General features: G+C 49.0%; 15 protein-coding genes and 1 other RNA gene. 4 read left to right on the top strand and 12 right to left on the bottom strand.

Going from position 1 to position 15881, the window contains the following annotated elements:
- Positions 1–466 precede the first annotated feature (466 nt).
- Positions 467–1009, bottom strand: coding sequence for a TlpA family protein disulfide reductase (locus H8B09_RS12335; RefSeq protein WP_191203851.1), 543 nt, complete (start codon positions 1007–1009; stop codon positions 467–469).
- A gap of 257 nt (positions 1010–1266) precedes the next feature.
- Between H8B09_RS12335 and H8B09_RS12340 the strand changes: the two genes are divergently transcribed.
- Entirely contained in the window at positions 1267–1719 is a 453-nt protein-coding gene (locus H8B09_RS12340) for a M67 family metallopeptidase (RefSeq protein WP_191203852.1), read from the top strand.
- A gap of 47 nt (positions 1720–1766) precedes the next feature.
- Here the strand turns inward: H8B09_RS12340 and H8B09_RS12345 are convergent, their stop codons facing one another.
- The 3 genes from H8B09_RS12345 to H8B09_RS12355 are packed head-to-tail and all read right to left on the bottom strand — an operon-like array spanning position 1767 to position 5016.
- Positions 1767–2501: an exonuclease domain-containing protein gene (locus H8B09_RS12345; RefSeq protein WP_191203853.1), complete on the bottom strand. Its 735-nt coding sequence runs from the start codon at positions 2499–2501 to the stop codon at positions 1767–1769.
- Between the two features lie 17 nt (positions 2502–2518).
- Positions 2519–3592 (bottom strand): DUF294 nucleotidyltransferase-like domain-containing protein, encoded by a 1074-nt coding sequence (locus H8B09_RS12350; RefSeq protein ID WP_191203854.1) that lies wholly within the window; start codon positions 3590–3592, stop codon positions 2519–2521.
- A gap of 41 nt (positions 3593–3633) precedes the next feature.
- Positions 3634–5016: an ammonium transporter gene (locus H8B09_RS12355; protein WP_191203855.1), complete on the bottom strand. Its 1383-nt coding sequence runs from the start codon at positions 5014–5016 to the stop codon at positions 3634–3636.
- Between the two features lie 281 nt (positions 5017–5297).
- Between H8B09_RS12355 and H8B09_RS12360 the strand changes: the two genes are divergently transcribed.
- Positions 5298–5738, top strand: a complete 441-nt coding sequence (locus H8B09_RS12360; RefSeq protein WP_191203856.1) for a MerR family transcriptional regulator — start codon at positions 5298–5300, stop codon at positions 5736–5738.
- A gap of 63 nt (positions 5739–5801) precedes the next feature.
- Positions 5802–6491: a zinc metallopeptidase gene (locus tag H8B09_RS12365; protein WP_191203857.1), complete on the top strand. Its 690-nt coding sequence runs from the start codon at positions 5802–5804 to the stop codon at positions 6489–6491.
- 489 nt (positions 6492–6980) lie between these two features.
- On the opposite strand, the gene gltC is transcribed toward H8B09_RS12365, so the two are convergent.
- Entirely contained in the window at positions 6981–7895 is a 915-nt protein-coding gene (gene gltC, locus H8B09_RS12370) for a glutamate biosynthesis transcriptional regulator GltC (RefSeq protein ID WP_191203858.1), read from the bottom strand.
- Positions 7896–7943: 48 nt separating this feature from the next.
- Positions 7944–8570 carry a rhomboid family intramembrane serine protease gene (locus H8B09_RS12375; protein WP_191203859.1) on the bottom strand — a complete coding sequence of 209 codons (627 nt, stop codon included), beginning with the start codon at positions 8568–8570 and terminating at the stop codon, positions 7944–7946.
- 99 nt (positions 8571–8669) lie between these two features.
- Here H8B09_RS12375 and tpx point away from each other — a divergent pair, with 99 nt between their 5' ends.
- The gene (tpx, locus tag H8B09_RS12380) at positions 8670–9188 is read left to right on the top strand and encodes a thiol peroxidase (RefSeq protein ID WP_191203860.1); all 519 of its coding nucleotides are present in this window, start codon (positions 8670–8672) and stop codon (positions 9186–9188) included.
- A 71-nt stretch (positions 9189–9259) separates the two neighbouring features.
- Here the strand turns inward: tpx and H8B09_RS12385 are convergent, their stop codons facing one another.
- The 6 genes from H8B09_RS12385 to H8B09_RS12410 all read right to left on the bottom strand — a co-directional run bounded on the left by H8B09_RS12385 (position 9260) and on the right by H8B09_RS12410 (position 15778).
- Complete coding sequence (locus H8B09_RS12385) at positions 9260–9655, bottom strand: DUF1499 domain-containing protein (RefSeq protein WP_191203861.1); 396 nt, start codon at positions 9653–9655, stop codon at positions 9260–9262.
- Positions 9656–9783: 128 nt separating this feature from the next.
- Positions 9784–9970: non-coding RNA, 6S RNA (gene ssrS, locus H8B09_RS12390), on the bottom strand.
- A gap of 48 nt (positions 9971–10018) precedes the next feature.
- On the bottom strand, positions 10019–10798 hold the full coding sequence (locus tag H8B09_RS12395) for a YesL family protein (RefSeq protein ID WP_191203862.1): 780 nt from the start codon (positions 10796–10798) through the stop codon (positions 10019–10021).
- A 267-nt stretch (positions 10799–11065) separates the two neighbouring features.
- Positions 11066–12673, bottom strand: a complete 1608-nt coding sequence (cshA, locus tag H8B09_RS12400; RefSeq protein WP_191203863.1) for a degradosome RNA helicase CshA — start codon at positions 12671–12673, stop codon at positions 11066–11068.
- Positions 12674–12810: 137 nt separating this feature from the next.
- A complete protein-coding gene (locus H8B09_RS12405) occupies positions 12811–14337 on the bottom strand; it encodes a copper amine oxidase N-terminal domain-containing protein (protein ID WP_191203864.1) in 1527 nt (508 codons plus the stop codon).
- Between the two features lie 31 nt (positions 14338–14368).
- Positions 14369–15778: an MBOAT family O-acyltransferase gene (locus H8B09_RS12410; RefSeq protein WP_191203865.1), complete on the bottom strand. Its 1410-nt coding sequence runs from the start codon at positions 15776–15778 to the stop codon at positions 14369–14371.
- Between the last annotated feature and the right edge of the window lie 103 nt (positions 15779–15881).

Here is a 15881-nt window from a genome sequence, read left to right on the forward strand (position 1 = left end):
CGAAGGTTCTCATCAACATAATTATCGTTACTGTACGAATGTTTCTTGTCGGGATGGGTCTCATGGATGTTTTTTCTACTCATTTCCAAGCCCCTCTCACTTCGATTTAGAAACATTTTACCATTTTTGCGAGGATTATGTAATCGATATACAAAACTTCAGTCGGCTTAAGTTGCAACATTATTTGATATGATTGCGTTATACAGTCAACAAGAAAGATGAGAAACCCTCGTAAGTTTAGGTGGTGGTCAGCGTTAACAAGATACTGAAAAAAAACAATCTTGCGGTCTTTCACAGGCTTGATATTACTGACTTTTGCCCTGTTATGTTTATTCGGAATTATTTTCTTTGCAGGAGTATGGTATAAGGATGTCTTCATGGATGGACATTAGGACATTGGAATTTAACAGAGCCAATAAAAAAGCCGCAGCCTCTGTCCATCGACAGCTGCTGCAGCTTCAACCTTCTAGCTATTCGCATATTCCTTCACAATGCGCGCCACATCTTCCTCCGTCATGACGCCATCGATCCGTTCCACGATCGTACCGTTCTTATCCACGACAAACGTCGTCGGAAACGATTTGACCTTATATTCATCCGTTGCATCGCCCTCGCGATCCATCAGAATCGGGAACGTCAACTTCTGCTCATCGACAAAATTACGCGCATCCCGCTCCCGGTCGAACTTCGTTGCGTTCACGCCGCGGAAAGCGATTTGATCACCATATTTTTCAAAAGACTTCTGAAGATCCGGCGCTTCCAGCTCACATGGACCACACCAAGCTGCCCAGAAATTAATAAGCTGGATCTTGTCGCTCTGTCCGCCGACCGTTATCGTTTCATCTTGCAGATTCGGCAGCTCGATTACCGGTGCAGGATAGCCAGCCTTAGGTTTAGATGCTGTCGTCGTCTCCGCGTCAGCTTTGTCCTGCGTATATTGTACAATGGCAACTACAACAAGTGCCGCTATGCCTAAGAACACAAGTATTAATTTTCGATTCCGATCCATCCGCAACTACCTTCCTTCTCCTACGATGCCATTGTCGAAGCAATAGCCAAGATGACTCATTGCTAACATGTTACCATGCTCTCCGTCATACACTCAAGCCAATGGAGCCCTGTGCCAGTCGGCTTAGAAACGAAGTTCAAGAATATGCCACATTCCGGAGCTTAGGATTCTTATTGTTGGCCTTCCCTTCGATTGTTTATGCTGAATCAGACAAAGTTCGCTATACTTAACCTATACCAAATGCAGGAGCCTTCTTCATGACGATGAAAAACAATAGTCCGAGCTATCGCCTTACCTCCAACGCATATGAGCAATTAGTGACTCACTGCCGATCTGCGTATCCGAATGAAGCATGTGGATTGCTTATTATAAGCAGCAGCGACACTCATACTGTCATTGACACCATCCATCCCATTGCAAATGTGCACCCGAATCCATATAACTGCTTCTCATTTGATCCGTCCGAATGGATCTCTGCGCTGTACCAGATCGAACAACATCAACAGCTGTTGATCGGTTATTATCACAGCCACCCGAGAAGCTTGCCAATCCCATCCACCGCTGACTCAATCGGAATGCTGCCGCAGACGGGGGCAATTACGCTTATTGTGTCCTTCTTCACCAGCAAGCCCGACATACGAGCTTATAGGAAATGTTCGGAAGGATGGCAGCAAATAGAACTTCTCATGGATAACGCCAATTCACAATGAAAAGGCAGTCTGACGTCGGCGTAAATCGCCGCTGACAGACTGCCTTTTCATTTGCTCAAATAAGCATACAAATCACCTAACGTAACGATATTCCGATCTGACATCCGTCTCAAATACTGCACCCAAAGCTTGGCCGTCATAATCGAATCATGGAGCGCATGATGCCGATTCTCGATCGGTATACCCGCACTTATGAGCAGCTCATCAAGCCCATATCCATCGCTTCGGCGAGGCTCTAGCCACTTGGCCACCATCATCGTGTCTATAACACGATGGGTCAAATGCACTTTGGACGTACGCCACAGCGCTGCGTTTAGAAACTGCTTGTCATGCCCAGAGCCGTGTGCAATCAGCATTCTTCTTCCGATATATTCCATGAAATCATGCAGCACTTGCATCAAATCCGGCGCATCGGCCGCCATTTCATTCGTAATCCCTGTTAATTCCGTAATATGGAGCGGAATTCGGCGCTTGGGATTAACGAGACTGTAGAACGTATTCCCTTCATCAATCTCTTCCCCTTGTATAACAACGCCGCCGAACGAAATAATCTCATCATCATTATTTGGATAAAATCCGGTCGTCTCCAGATCGAATACAACAATCGGAATTTCGCGGAGCGGCATATCTAACGTCGAATGATTGCGTTGAACCTTCGCCATGGAACGAATAAAGGCCATTTGCTGTGCATTCGGAGATCCTAACATGGAAGCGATAGCAGGCGTGATGCCGCCCATTTTGTACAAATGCCACATACGCCCGGCGCCCTTCTGATCCTTCATCGCACTTCCCCTCCGAATTACTTAAGCCTGACTGATGTCTCTTTGATGATGCGACGCTGCAGCCTCTTGCCGATTCGAAGACCTTTCTTCAATTGTTCGATCATTTCGCGCGTCAATGAACGGACAGCCAGCTTGCCATTATTCGCATACATGCCACGTTCCAGTTTCTCAGTCGTCATCAGACGAAGCTGCAGAAACAACTGGAACGCCTGGCCGTATGATTGTGCATCCTCTTCCGACAAAACATTAGCAGCATGCAGCGCCTTCATCCGCTCGAGCGTCGATGTGCTGCGAATCCCTTGCTGAATGGCCAGGAGACGTATCGCATTTACCATTGGAATATAGGCGCCATATTTCATATCGATGCTGCCTGTATCTTCTCCATAACGCTCCTTGAGCAGCTGACCGAAGATACCGACCAGCACTTTATGCCGCATGGTGTTCTCCAACATCCGCCCAACGATGTTCGGATGCTTCGCCATATTCGCGAAGAAGTGATCTTTCATCCGATCCAGCAATGAGGAGGTCCCATGGACGGAGCGTCCGTCAGCAACGATTAACAAGTAACGAACCGCTTCCCATGATGGCTGTTCGAACCAATCATCAAGCTGCTTATTCCAGCTCGATAAACACATACTCCATGATGGATTATCGCTCAGTACATTGCCTTCGCACCGAGGAAAGCCAAGCCTTTCCAATACGATGACCACCTGCTTTGACAATTGTGCAAAATAGTTGCGATTCGCCTCTGCCTTCTCCGCATTAGGCTCATTCTCATAGACGAGTCCGCTATCCTGATCACTGGATAGTGTTTGTTCGCCTCTCCCGCCGCTGCCGAACAACAAATACGCATATGGCACGGGGGGAGATCCCATCCCAACCCGTGCCATATGTGCCTCCGCGAGGCTTATCGCGCGAATAATGATTGCATCGTAAGCCTCGTTCAGCTCCGTATAGAATTGATCGATCGGCAGTTCGGACCGCTTGCTCGCCATGCGATCGTTCACATGATCTCGCGAGCTGCGCAATGCGTCTGCATCAGCTGCTTCATTGATGGATCGCAGAAGCTGCAACCGCTGCGGATCGCTCATGCGCCGTCCTCTCCCCTCCGTCAATTTACGAACAGGAAGCATTATGCTTGAATGTTGTTATTTTGCGCTTTTTTCATTTGCTCTGGATAGCCATAAGTACCATGCTCACTTAAGTCCAGACCAACGATTTCTTGCTCTTCCGTAACGCGGAGGCCCATGACAAGTTTCATAACACCAAGGATGATGAACGAAACGATAAGCACATACAGTCCGCAAACAACTACCGATTCAAGCTGTACGCCGAATTGATGCCAGCTGCCTGTATCGAATAGGCCGCCTTGGCCTACGCCAACTTTCGTTGCCAATTCATCCGTTGCGAACAGACCGTTAGCCAACGTACCCCAGACACCTGCAGCGCCGTGTACGGACAAAGCATAGATTGGATCATCAATGCGCAGTTTCTCGAATAGCTTCGTACTGAAGAATACGAGTACACCTGCTACAAGGCCGATTACAACCGCTGCCCATGGATCAACGAATGCGCAAGATGCTGTAATGGCTACCAGACCTGCGAGTGCGCCGTTAAGCGTCGTCGAGATGTCCGCTTTACCCGAAATTGCCCAAGAGACAAGCATCGCTGCTACTGTACCTGCACCTGCGCCAAGCATCGTGTTGAATGCGACGAAGCCGAAGAAACCATCGCCTACACTGAGTGCGCTGCCTGCATTGAAGCCGAACCAGCCAACCCAAAGCAGCAATACGGACAATGCGCTGAATACTTGGTTATGACCGAGAATTTCGTTTGCGGAACCATCTTTATTGTATTTGCCAATACGCGGTTTAAGCAAGATCGTTGCTGCCATTGCAGCAAGCGCACCTGTTAAGTGAACAACCGTCGAACCTGCATAGTCTTGCGCACCGTCTTCAGCAAGCCAGCCGCCGCCCCAGATCCAGTGTGCAATGACCGGATATACAAGAGCTGTGAAGAAGATCGTGAATACGAGGTATACCGAAAGTTTCGCACGTTCTGCGAAGCCGCCCCATGCGATGGACAGCGAAATCGTTGCGAATGCTAATTGAAAGAGGAAGAATGCCGTTGACGGGAAGCTATCTCCCTCGCCAGCCGAAGTTACAGGACTATAGAAGAAATCGCCCCAGCCGATAAACTTTCTTAAACCTTCGCTAATATCTGCACCGCCGTTAAAGATGCCGTAACCGAATGCCCAGTATATGAGTGTACACAAGCCGATCGTGAAGATCGTCTTGCCGGCTACGTGACCTGCGTTCTTCATTCGGGTCGAACCCGTCTCGAGAAGAATGAATCCGCCTTGCATAAGAAGAACGAGTACGAATGCGACAATGATCCACACCGAGTTCAGTCCCATGTTCAACAAACCTGTCGATGGACCTTCATCTGCGGCAAAGGCCATTGCCGGGAATAGCATAAGTAAAGCTACAATGGAAAGCATCAACTTCTTGACCATAACAACCACTCCCTTAATGTCATATAACATAACATAGTGCGAAAGACTTAATGTCATTATAGATAGGATTAAGTGGTTTGACAATACGTTTTTTCCAAAATACCTGACATAAGTTAGCAGACGTTATTCTCCGAGTTTCAAATGTGAGGTTTTCAGACATATGAACAAGCGGTGACGAGAATGTTACGAATCTGTCAACATTAAAGCATGACGTTTGACTGTATGGTTCGTTACGCATTATCATGAATATAGAAGAATTAGAATGAAAGCAGGTGCGAACTGTGGCTGAACAATCACTGTACCGTATCGGCGAGTTAGCCAAGAAAACGAACATCAGTCCAAGAACAATCGACTATTATACATCAATGGGACTGATCGAAGCCGCAAGCCGCTCAGACAAAAATTACAGATTGTATAATGACGAAACGATTCGACGACTCAAACGTATTGAACAAATGAAGCACGACAAATACTCGCTGGACGAAATCAAGCGCACACTGTCCGATTGGGATCGAGTGACGTCTGAGGAAGAGGTTTCTCAGAAGCTCAGCGAACTGCAGCTCCAACTTGCCAAGCTGGAGCGCGAAGTAAAGGAGCTCGAGCCTGTCATTGAACAGCTGAAGCCGCGGCAAGCCAATCGCCTCTACACAAGGCTGCTGCCGCAGACAGCCGCTTGTATTGAAGCGCTGATGCTTATTATGAATAAGAGCAACCTAATGTAATGAGCCAGCGAATTTGCGTGCAGACTACAACAAGCCAAATTCATGCATGGAGGGGTTGCAACTATGTTGTTTTTTCATCCAATGGATTTTCTAATCTTGATCGCCTTCGCCGTCTCCATTTGGGCTCAATTCCGTGTACGCGGAACGTTTAACAAGTGGGCAAGCGTTCCCGCATCTAGCGGAATGACTGGTTATGATGCCGCCCGCCGAATGCTCGATGCGAACGGACTGCACAACATTCCGATCGAACCGGTCCGTGGCACGCTCTCAGACCACTACGATCCGATCCAGCGCGTCGTGCGGCTATCTGAACCGGTTTACTACGAGCGCTCGATCTCAGCTATCTCTGTCGCGTGTCACGAGGTCGGACATGCGATTCAACACCAGAAGCACTACCCAATGCTCGTGCTGCGGCACAAGATGTTCCCTGTCGTCAATTTCGCGTCTGGTCTAGCTCCATTCCTGTTGATCGCAGGCTTCCTGTTTCACTTCACAGGCCTGATCGGTGTCGGCATCATCTTCTTCTCGGCAGCCGTCGCGTTCCAACTCGTTACGCTGCCAGTCGAATTCAACGCCAGCAACCGCGCACGCGACGTCATGGTGGCTGAAGGCTTTATCCGCAATGAAGAAGAGCGTGGTGTGGCGAAAGTATTGAATGCCGCTGCTCTCACCTATGTTGCAGCAGCGCTCATCTCACTTCTGGAACTCGTTAAATATATAATGATCTTCACATCGTCTAACAACGACGACTAAGGGTTTTCTACCCACCCAAACCCTCCCTGCAAGGGAGGGCCCCAAAGGTCGTGTGACCTCTGGACTCCTCACAAGGACGCGCCTTTGACTACTTGGGAACGTGTGCCCGCTCTTGCCGCGCCTGCGCGGCAAGGCTGATGGATTGCTGGATCTGGATTCGTTCGTGCGTCTGCTTACTTGTTCAATCGTGTGCAGCTGTCACCGCCCCATAATGGGACTGCGATAAGCTGCAGCATTTGGTAAGTAAACATGCCAAATACTAAATATCGTTCGAGCTTTTAGAGTGTTGTTGTAAAGTTGAATCAAACAGAAAAAAAAAGCGCTGCTCAGCAGCGCTTTTTTTTCTGTTTCTGTTTAAATAGTGTGATTGGTTTACGTGATAACACCTATCTGAACTTTTCTGCATCAACATAAGCCAGTGCCGATTTAATAAACAAAAAAGCTGACATCGGACCAGCCGTGTCAGCTTAACGCTAGTTTATTGTGAGATTATCGTTCGAGCTGCTTATCCTGCAGCTCTTTCTTGAAGTAATCGATAAGGAATGAACGAAACACGTTAGCTACAAGCGGCAGCTTCTCATTAGAACGACGGATAAGGCCAATCGTACGTGAAACTGTAGGTGACTTCAACTTCACCTTAGCCGGCTGCAGCGGCCCTGTCTGGCGCAACGCCATATCAGGCAGCAGACTGACGCCCATCCCTGCTGCGACTAGTCCCCGAATCGTATCCGTCTCTTCTCCCTCGAAACCAACCTTAGGCGTAAAGCCTGCCTCTAGACACGCTTCCCAGACGATCGGCCTGAGCGAGTAGCCTTCGCTGAACATAACGAACGTCTCATCCTTGAGCTGCGCCAGATCGATCTCCTCACTGCCAGCGAGCGGATGACTTGGAGGCAATATCGCAAACAGCTGCTCGGTTAGCAACACCTCGCCGCATACCGACTGATGATCATCCGGGAACGGCGAGATGAAGGCCAGATCGATATCCCCCTGCATCATATCCCGCAGCAAGCTCGGGAACATCCCTTGCTTGAAACGGAATTGCACTTTGGGATGTTGCTTACGGAAAGCAGCAACGACCTGCGGCACGAGCGACATGCCAAGACTGTGCGGGAAGCCTAGACGTATCTCTCCACGCTCTGGATCCATAAACTCATGAATCTCAACGACTGCCTTCTCGATATCATCCAGAATGACCTCTGCACGCTTCAAGAACAGCTGTCCTGCAGGTGTCAGTTGCAAATTGCGGCCTTTCTGAAGGAACAGCTTAACGCCTAGCTCTTCTTCCAACTGATGAATTTGCCGGCTTACGGCTGACTGCGCAACATGAAGCTCCTCTGCTGCTTGCGTAACATGTTCTTTCTTTGCTACTTTGACAAAATAGTATAACTGACGAAGTTCCATATTAAATCATTATGCTCCCCTTCAATGATCGCTCGTGCCCGCATATGCCTATCTCTTCCCCTTAGCGGAGCGAAGCTTCTTCCAAGTGAATAAACCGAACAGAATAAAGCCTGCAACCGCACCGCCGATATGAGCCGATGCATTCACATTCGTATTCATGAACGAATACACCAGCCCAATTGCAATAATGCCGTATATCGTCTTACGAGAGCTTTCATCGAGCAGATGCTTGCCGTATATAGCAAAGAACAGAAAAGCTCCATCGATCCCGTAAATCGCGCCTGACGCGCCGACAGACAACGTCTCCCCATGATGCACCATAGCCGAAAACAGATTTCCGATAATGCCCGCCACCATGTAGAGAACAGTATAGCGCACATGTCCAAGCAGCCGTTCCAGCGGCGGCGCAAAGATAAGCAGCGAGCTCATGTTGAAGAACAGGTGCATAAAGCCTGCATGCAGGAACATCGAGGTGACATAACGCCACCACTCCGTCGTCACATACGGATCTGCCTCCGTCTGAAGGAATCCGTAACGATATAGAATATCACTGCCGTACGGACCTCCATCCAGCTCTACGACGCCATATAGAACCAGGTTGATCGCAATGAGCGCAGCCGTGACAGGATACATACGCAGATAAGCGCGAAAAGATTCATATCTGAAAAAGATCATGCACATTCCACCTTGGTATCAATTGGACAAGTCCAAATCAAAACGTATATAATAATGGATGTTAATCCACCAAAATCAAATAGGGAGGACGAATCCATTATGCTTCAAGCACGCAATGGTGCAGCCACTTTCAAAAGTAACCCGATCACACTGATCGGACCAGAACTCAAAGTTGGAGATCAAGCACCAGACTTCCAAATCAATAAAAATCTGCTCGAAACTGCATCGCTGAGCGATTTTGCTGGCAAAGTAAAACTGATTAGCGTAGTACCTTCGATCGATACGGGCGTATGCGACGCACAAACTCGCCGTTTCAACGAAGAAGCTAGCAACCTCGGCGACAATGTCGCTATCATTACGGTCAGTGTTGACCTTCCATTCGCACAATCCCGCTGGTGCGGCGCTGCAGGCGTAGATCGCGTAGTACTGCTCTCCGATTACAAATCGCACAGCTTCGGCGAAGCATACGGCGTATACATCCAAGAGCTTGGCCTCGATATGCGCTCAATCTTCGTTCTTGATGCGAACAACACGATCCAGTACGTAGAGTACTTGGGCGAGATGACTGAGCATCCGAACTACGAAGCAGCACTGAACGCTGTTAAAGCGCTCGTATAAAACGACCCATCTCATAGACAAAGCGAGTGAAGGAGCTCCCTTCCTCGCTTTTTTCATGTCCATTGTTCAAGTTATTTCTGAGCTGATGTCTTATAGGCAGATAGCTTCTTGTCCAATACACGATATAGTTCGATGATCACGCGATAATTGGAGCCTAGATCGCCAAGCGAGCCGCGAGAAGCCGAGTATACATCGACAGCACTCGTCAATGGGTTAACACCAATGACCGATACTGTAATATCCATCGTACGTCCTGTTACAGTACGCTTCTCAAGAACGATTTCACCCACGGATGGTACTTCGTGAATAATCCGATAGCCTTGAATTTTCTTAAGCGTAGACAGGACTTCCTCCCATGTCTTATCTTTCGACAGCTTGTAATAATGGGATTTCAACAACGGATCCTTTGCCTTGTCCCCCGTTTGCTCATGACTGCGCAGTAGCCCCATCAAGGTCCGCTTCAACAACGAGATCTCCCCCTCCAACATCTATGAACGCTATTTCTTATCATAACACGTTTTAGCCGATTCCGACAATTTTAACGTGCAAACAAACAAAAAATCCCGATCCGTTAGGACCGGGATTTCATTTGCTGCTTGTACCCGCCGATGCCGTCCGACTCGCTTGTTTCTGAACCCGCTCTCGCAGGTGGGTGTCCGCAGAAGCCTTTTTGAGATCCTTCATAAAATGAAGGCGTGTCAGCTGTGCTCCGATTTAGGTCTCCCGTAAAACAGCCATTGGTTCAAAACAATTATGAACCGTAACGAACACCGCAGGATGTATTTGTATTATAGACGGATCGATGACAATTGTAAACGATTCAGATGAATCTATTTTTTGCCTGTCACATGAACGAGATCATCTGATTCTGTACCCTCATCCGATGCTTCTTCTGCCTGCTCTGCAGCTGCACGCTGCTTCTCCATCTGCTCTTGCATCTTCTGATAGATGAAATTGAAGTTCCAGAACGAAATGTACCCGATAATGCTTGCTGTGAAGAATGGGAACAGGAACGTGAAGCGCAAGCTGATGTAGAACACAACACACGCCATAATAAGCGTACTAATCGAACGGAATGGACGACCGATCGAGATCAGCAGCGCATTCTTGATAAGCTGCATCGTCTTCATGTGGTAATGCACCATCATGGAGAAGAAGTTAAACATCGATACGAGCAGCACGAACAGGAATCCAACGAACAAGTACGAGATAAGCTGCATACTTGGCTGATTCCAATAGACCTTGAAATCGACGAAAATAATCGTATACAATGCTGCATACAACAGACCGCCCAGCATGCTCTGCTTGTAGTTTTCTTTATAGCCGCGGAAGAACGTCTTAAGCAGCGGAACGTCGACCTCGCCCATGACCCACTTGCGTGTCAAAGTGTACAGCGCAGCAGTCGCAGGGAACAGCGTGAACGGCGCCAGAATTGCCGCAACGATCAACATCGATGTCTGCGTCGCCGCATCCGTCGCAAAGAAGACTGCTGACAAGACCATAAATAAGAACGGAATCGAACATACAGCCCACAGCACGTTCGTCACCGCAAGGCGCATAATCCATTCGGAGATTCGATAGAATCCACCCATGAGGCCTTTCATTTCCATTGACGATTCCTCCAATTTCGCATCGGCTATTGTGTAGGTAAGCGGTGTCATTTCAATGAAACGTAATAATTGTACCAGTTCCCAATAAGAGAAAACCTCTATCGCGACCCATACAATAAAGTACGGCCACGGTTAGAGGTAGGTTTCATCGCCAATAAGAAAGGTTGTCCCATTCGCACGGGAACACTGTCATTCTTATGTGATAAAGAAAATCCGGGAGGCAGCTGCGCCAGAAGCGCAGCCTAGACACCCGGATGATACTTGTTCCTACTTGTTTACAAAGTCATCCGACGAAGAGTACTTACGACGCGACTCGCCGGAACGCTCGCTGCGTCCTTTGCCGCCTTCGTTACTGCTGCTGCGGTTGCCGCCATAGCTGCGTCCGCTGCCGCCATAACCGCCGCGACCGCCTTCACTGCGATTGCCGCCGCCGTAACTGCGTCCGCCACCGCCGCCTTCGCGGTTAGAGCTGCCGCCGCCACTGCGGTTGCCGCCGAACGAGCCGCCTGTGTAACGACGACCGCTTGCGCGAACGTCTGGACGACGCTTCTTCGCACGAATCGGATCTTCAGGCGTCAGTTCGATGTTGACATCCTTCTTCTCGCCCGTCAACAGCTTGATCGCTGCTGCCAGCAAGTTGACCGAATCATACTGCTCAAGCAGATGAATTGCGATGCCTTTGTATTCTTGAGAATCTTCGCTCTGAACATTCTCGATGAGACGCTCAGCCGTTACGCGCTGCTTGCCTTCAATTGCTTCAGCAATGCTTGGAAGCGGCTTGCGCGTAATTTTGTGACGAGTAACCTTCTCGATAAAGTGCAGGTGATCGATCTCACGTGGTGTTACGAACGACCAAGCCGTACCCTCTTTACCAGCGCGGCCTGTACGGCCGATCCGGTGAACATAGCTCTCAGGGTCTTGCGGAAGGTCGAAGTTGATAACGTGCGTTACACCCGATACGTCCAAGCCACGAGCTGCGACGTCCGTTGCCACGAGAACGTCAATGCTTCCGTCGCGGAATTTGCGCATAACGTTGTCACGTTGATTCTGAGACAGGTCGCCATGAAGGCCTTCTGCCGAGTAACCGCGCTTCTGGAGTGCTTCGGAGAGCTCATCAACGCGGCGCTTCGTACGACCGAAGATGATAGCGAGCTCAGGCGATTCCATATCGATCAGACGGCTAAGTGCTTCAAACTTCTGACGCTCGTGCACTTCAATGTATGCTTGATCGATCAGCGGAGCGCTGACTTGTTTCGGAATGACAGAAACATGCTCAGGGTTGTTCAGGAATTGCTGTGCCAGACGTTGGATGTTCGGAGGCATCGTAGCCGAGAACAACATCGTTTGGCGGTCTTCCGGTACCAAGCTCAGGATGGAAGTAATGTCTTCCATGAAGCCCATGTCGAGCATTTCGTCCGCTTCATCAAGTACAACCGTCTTCACGTCTGCAAGCTTGATCGTCTTACGGTTGATATGGTCGAGCAGACGGCCCGGTGTACCGATAATGATTTGAGGGTGTTTCTTAAGTGCGCGGATTTGACGACCGATCTCTTGACCGCCGTAAATTGGCAGTGTGCGGAGACCTTTGTAACGCGTCAATTTACCGATTTCTTCAGCTACTTGGATCGCAAGCTCACGGGTTGGCGTCATAATAAGTGCCACAATCCGATCTTCGCTTGTCGGGATTTTGTTAATCATCGGGATACCGAATGCAGCTGTTTTACCTGTGCCCGTTTGCGCTTGGCCAATCAGGTCGCTGCCCGTCAACGCAATTGGAATCGATTTGGACTGGATCGGGGTTGCTTCCTCGAATCCAAGCTCCGTAATGGCCTGAAGCACTTTAGGCTCCAGTCCGAATTCAGCAAATGTACTCAAACTTCTTCAAACTCCTTCTATCTTCAGCCTACTTAAAAATATCCAGTTCATTATAACACACCTTGAACGTCGAATACCAGCAAGCTAAGCATGGAAGGATTTGCGGAAAGTCCGCCAGAACACCCTCATCATCGCTGTCATTCAATGGAAAATGCAGTAACGGCGGGGCCTTTCACCGTCTTATTGACATGCATCCCAAGACATTCTGCAACAAAAATAAGTGGAATGTTCAACTTATTGTCAACTAATTGAGCAGGTGACGGCGCTTCCATTTTTGTTCCGTTCACAGTTGCAACCGCTTTCCCAGTCGACATCGTCACTCGAATATCATTTCGTCTCATCGTAATGGACTTTGAAGCAGCATCCCAATTCATCGTCGCCCCGATTAATTCAACAGCCTCCTTGGCAGGAACGAGCACATCGTCATCTCCAGCAGCTGTTCGATTCGAGAAGCTTGCCGCTCGGCCTCCGATCGTAATCGGATAAGCCGCAACCGTTCCTTGCTTCTCATTAATGACAAGCGAATCCACTTGTTCCTCCAACATCGCGTTTCTTGCATCAACATTGTCAGCTGTAACCCGATACGCGGCATCGTCTCTTCCGATCGCTTCAGCAATCGCCGTATTAATGCTTTCCCGATGGTGGGATAAATCTTTATATTGATCCAGATCAAAAGTCCAGCCGCTCTCCGCTTGAAAGTCATAAAGCCGCGTATTCGGGAGCGATTGCAGTTGTTCGAACATCCATTTGCGCATCGTCAACTGATTCTCGTACCGAACCAGATTCGTCTGCTGCCATACCGCCTGGCGCAGCACCGAGTATGGCGGATAGTAGAATGTAAACTTTACTTCCGGATACGCTTGAACGAGCGACAGAACGTAAGTACTGAACGTTTGCTGCACGCTGGACAGCGGATCTTCATTCGCGCCAAAATAATATTCCGACTGCTGTGCATTCAGATAATCATTCATGACCAGCTTGCGGCCGAATTGTACGACATGATTCCAATTATCAAGCATTTCCAGGTTCTGCTCAGCTCCCCGAATCGCCAGCTTCGACATCCCCTTCGCCAGCTCTTCATATGGCGTAATACTGAACCAATACGAATAGTCATTCATCCAGTTGTCGTCATACAGATAGGACGGGAAATCTTTGACTTCCTCATCCGTTGGCTGCCGAAGCGCAAAATAATCAATTCCCCACAGCACCTGTTTCACTTTGCCGGTAGACAATGCAAGCTTCGCCGTCTCATATTGCTCTGGCATTAACGAGCCGCGCAGCGACAGCTTCATGACATGTCCACCCATCGCTGCGCCGACAACGGAAGGGAGAAAATTCTCGGTCATTGAGGTGCCAAGAATAATCGTATCGTAATCGTAATTTCGAGCGAGCCCCGCATTCTGGTAACGCTCTTCTGACGAGAAGAAAGGCTTGTACCACGATTTATGATAATGCTGCAGCGGATCGATTACCCACGATAGCAGAATGGCAACCCCTGCGAAGCCAATTGCGAAGACGCCTGTCAGCAGTACCATCCGCTTGGCAGCATGAGCAGCTGCACGCCGGCGCTTCTGCTTCGGTCGATTAACATTTAATGATACTGACGACGATTGATCTGCCTTCACCACGGCGGGCTGCAGATCGCCAGACGGCGATTGGGACATGATCGGACACCTCCAGCAGATTCGCTAACCTTTAGAAGTTGAAATAGAGGAACGTACTGATCTGATTGAAATACAGCAGCGAATAGATGAACATAAATCCGAGCAGCGCAGCAGCCTGCCAGCTTGGACGGAATCCAAGTTCTCGCTCCCCGCTGTTGCGCAGCAGCAGTACGCATGGCAGAAGTACGACGATTAACAGAATCGGGAATCCAACAAGCTCCAGGCTCGCACTCGACACAGTAATGCCTGATAAACCCAACATCCCGTGAATAATACGACTTGCATCCGACCATGTATCTGCGCGGAAGAAGATCCAAGCGAAATTGACGAATTGAAACGTAATAAACCAAGAAAGCCACTTCGGCATGCTTGGCCCGTAACGTGACCAGAGCCGTTGTACAATCTGGGCAGCCCCATGGAGAAAACCCCAGAACAGGAACGTCCAGCCCGCTCCATGCCATAAACCGCCTAGCAGGAACGTAATCATCAGGTTCATCAGCATTCGGCTTTCGCCTTTGCGATTGCCGCCTAACGGAATGTAAATGTATTCTCTTAGAAATCGGCTGAGCGTCATATGCCACCGCCGCCAGAAATCTTGAATGTTTAATGCTTTGTAAGGCGAATTGAAGTTCTGAGGAAGTCGAATGTTAAAGATAAGCGCGAGCCCGATTGCCATATCGGTATAACCGCTAAAGTCAAAATAAAGTTGGAACGTATAGGCAAGCGATGCTGTCCAGCTCTCGACGAATTGGGTTGCCGAAGCGAATCCGTCGTTCGCATATCCCGCCAAGGTGTCGGCAACGACAACCTTTTTGAATAATCCAAGCACGAACAAGTACAGCCCTGAAGCGGCATTACGCCAATTCCACAGCTTGCTGCGAAGCCGATCGAACTGCGGCATCATCTCGCTGTGATGAAGAATAGGTCCTGCGATTAGATGGGGGAAGAAGGTAACGAACAAGATGTATTGAATCAAATTCGCCTCGCGCGCCTTCTCTTTATAGACGTCTACAAGGTATGCAATTTGGGTGAAGGTGAAGAAGCTGATGCCCAGCGGCAAAGTAATATGGAGCAAGTCGATATGCGCCCCTGTCGCATCTGCGAAGTTCTGAAGGAAGAAATCTGCGTATTTGTAGTAAGCCAATAATAACAAGTTGATTGCTATGCCGGCTGTGAGCACAGCGCGCCTGCGCCTACCCGCTATACGAACGGCATCATCGCTATCTCGAGCGCCAAGCAATCGTCCAATCGTATAGTTGAAGCCGATCGATGCGATAATAAGCGGTACATAGCGATAATCCCAGTAGCCATAGAAGAAGATGGAAGCAGCTGCAAGCCAGCATTTCGCAGCGACAGTCAGTCGCAGCCTGCCAAGAACAAAATAAATGATTGCTGTAATCGGCAGGAACACAAAAATAAACGAGTACGTATTGAACAACATCCTGATGCCCTCCATCATCGCCCGTTGTTAACAGCTTGTTAACCATTCGACAAGAATTTAACTAATTCCTGTTTAACTGCAGACGCTCGACATCAATTTCTTT

Source organism: Paenibacillus terricola (assembly GCF_014779765.1).
Classification (GTDB): Bacteria; Bacillota; Bacilli; order Paenibacillales; family Paenibacillaceae; genus Paenibacillus_T; species Paenibacillus_T terricola.

Excerpts from the sequence above, each read along its gene's own strand:
- H8B09_RS12335 (WP_191203851.1), bottom strand. The coding sequence starts at position 1,009 with ATGGATCGGAATCGAAAATTAATACTTGTGTTCTTAGGCATAGCGGCA.
- H8B09_RS12340 (WP_191203852.1), top strand. The coding sequence starts at position 1,267 with ATGACGATGAAAAACAATAGTCCGAGCTATCGCCTTACCTCCAACGCA.
- H8B09_RS12345 (WP_191203853.1), bottom strand. The coding sequence starts at position 2,501 with ATGAAGGATCAGAAGGGCGCCGGGCGTATGTGGCATTTGTACAAAATG.
- H8B09_RS12350 (WP_191203854.1), bottom strand. The coding sequence starts at position 3,592 with ATGAGCGATCCGCAGCGGTTGCAGCTTCTGCGATCCATCAATGAAGCA.
- H8B09_RS12355 (WP_191203855.1), bottom strand. The coding sequence starts at position 5,016 with ATGGTCAAGAAGTTGATGCTTTCCATTGTAGCTTTACTTATGCTATTC.
- H8B09_RS12365 (WP_191203857.1), top strand. The coding sequence starts at position 5,802 with ATGTTGTTTTTTCATCCAATGGATTTTCTAATCTTGATCGCCTTCGCC.
- gltC (WP_191203858.1), bottom strand. The coding sequence starts at position 7,895 with ATGGAACTTCGTCAGTTATACTATTTTGTCAAAGTAGCAAAGAAAGAA.
- H8B09_RS12375 (WP_191203859.1), bottom strand. The coding sequence starts at position 8,570 with ATGATCTTTTTCAGATATGAATCTTTTCGCGCTTATCTGCGTATGTAT.
- tpx (WP_191203860.1), top strand. The coding sequence starts at position 8,670 with ATGCTTCAAGCACGCAATGGTGCAGCCACTTTCAAAAGTAACCCGATC.
- H8B09_RS12395 (WP_191203862.1), bottom strand. The coding sequence starts at position 10,798 with ATGGAAATGAAAGGCCTCATGGGTGGATTCTATCGAATCTCCGAATGG.
- H8B09_RS12405 (WP_191203864.1), bottom strand. The coding sequence starts at position 14,337 with ATGTCCCAATCGCCGTCTGGCGATCTGCAGCCCGCCGTGGTGAAGGCA.
- H8B09_RS12410 (WP_191203865.1), bottom strand. The coding sequence starts at position 15,778 with ATGTTGTTCAATACGTACTCGTTTATTTTTGTGTTCCTGCCGATTACA.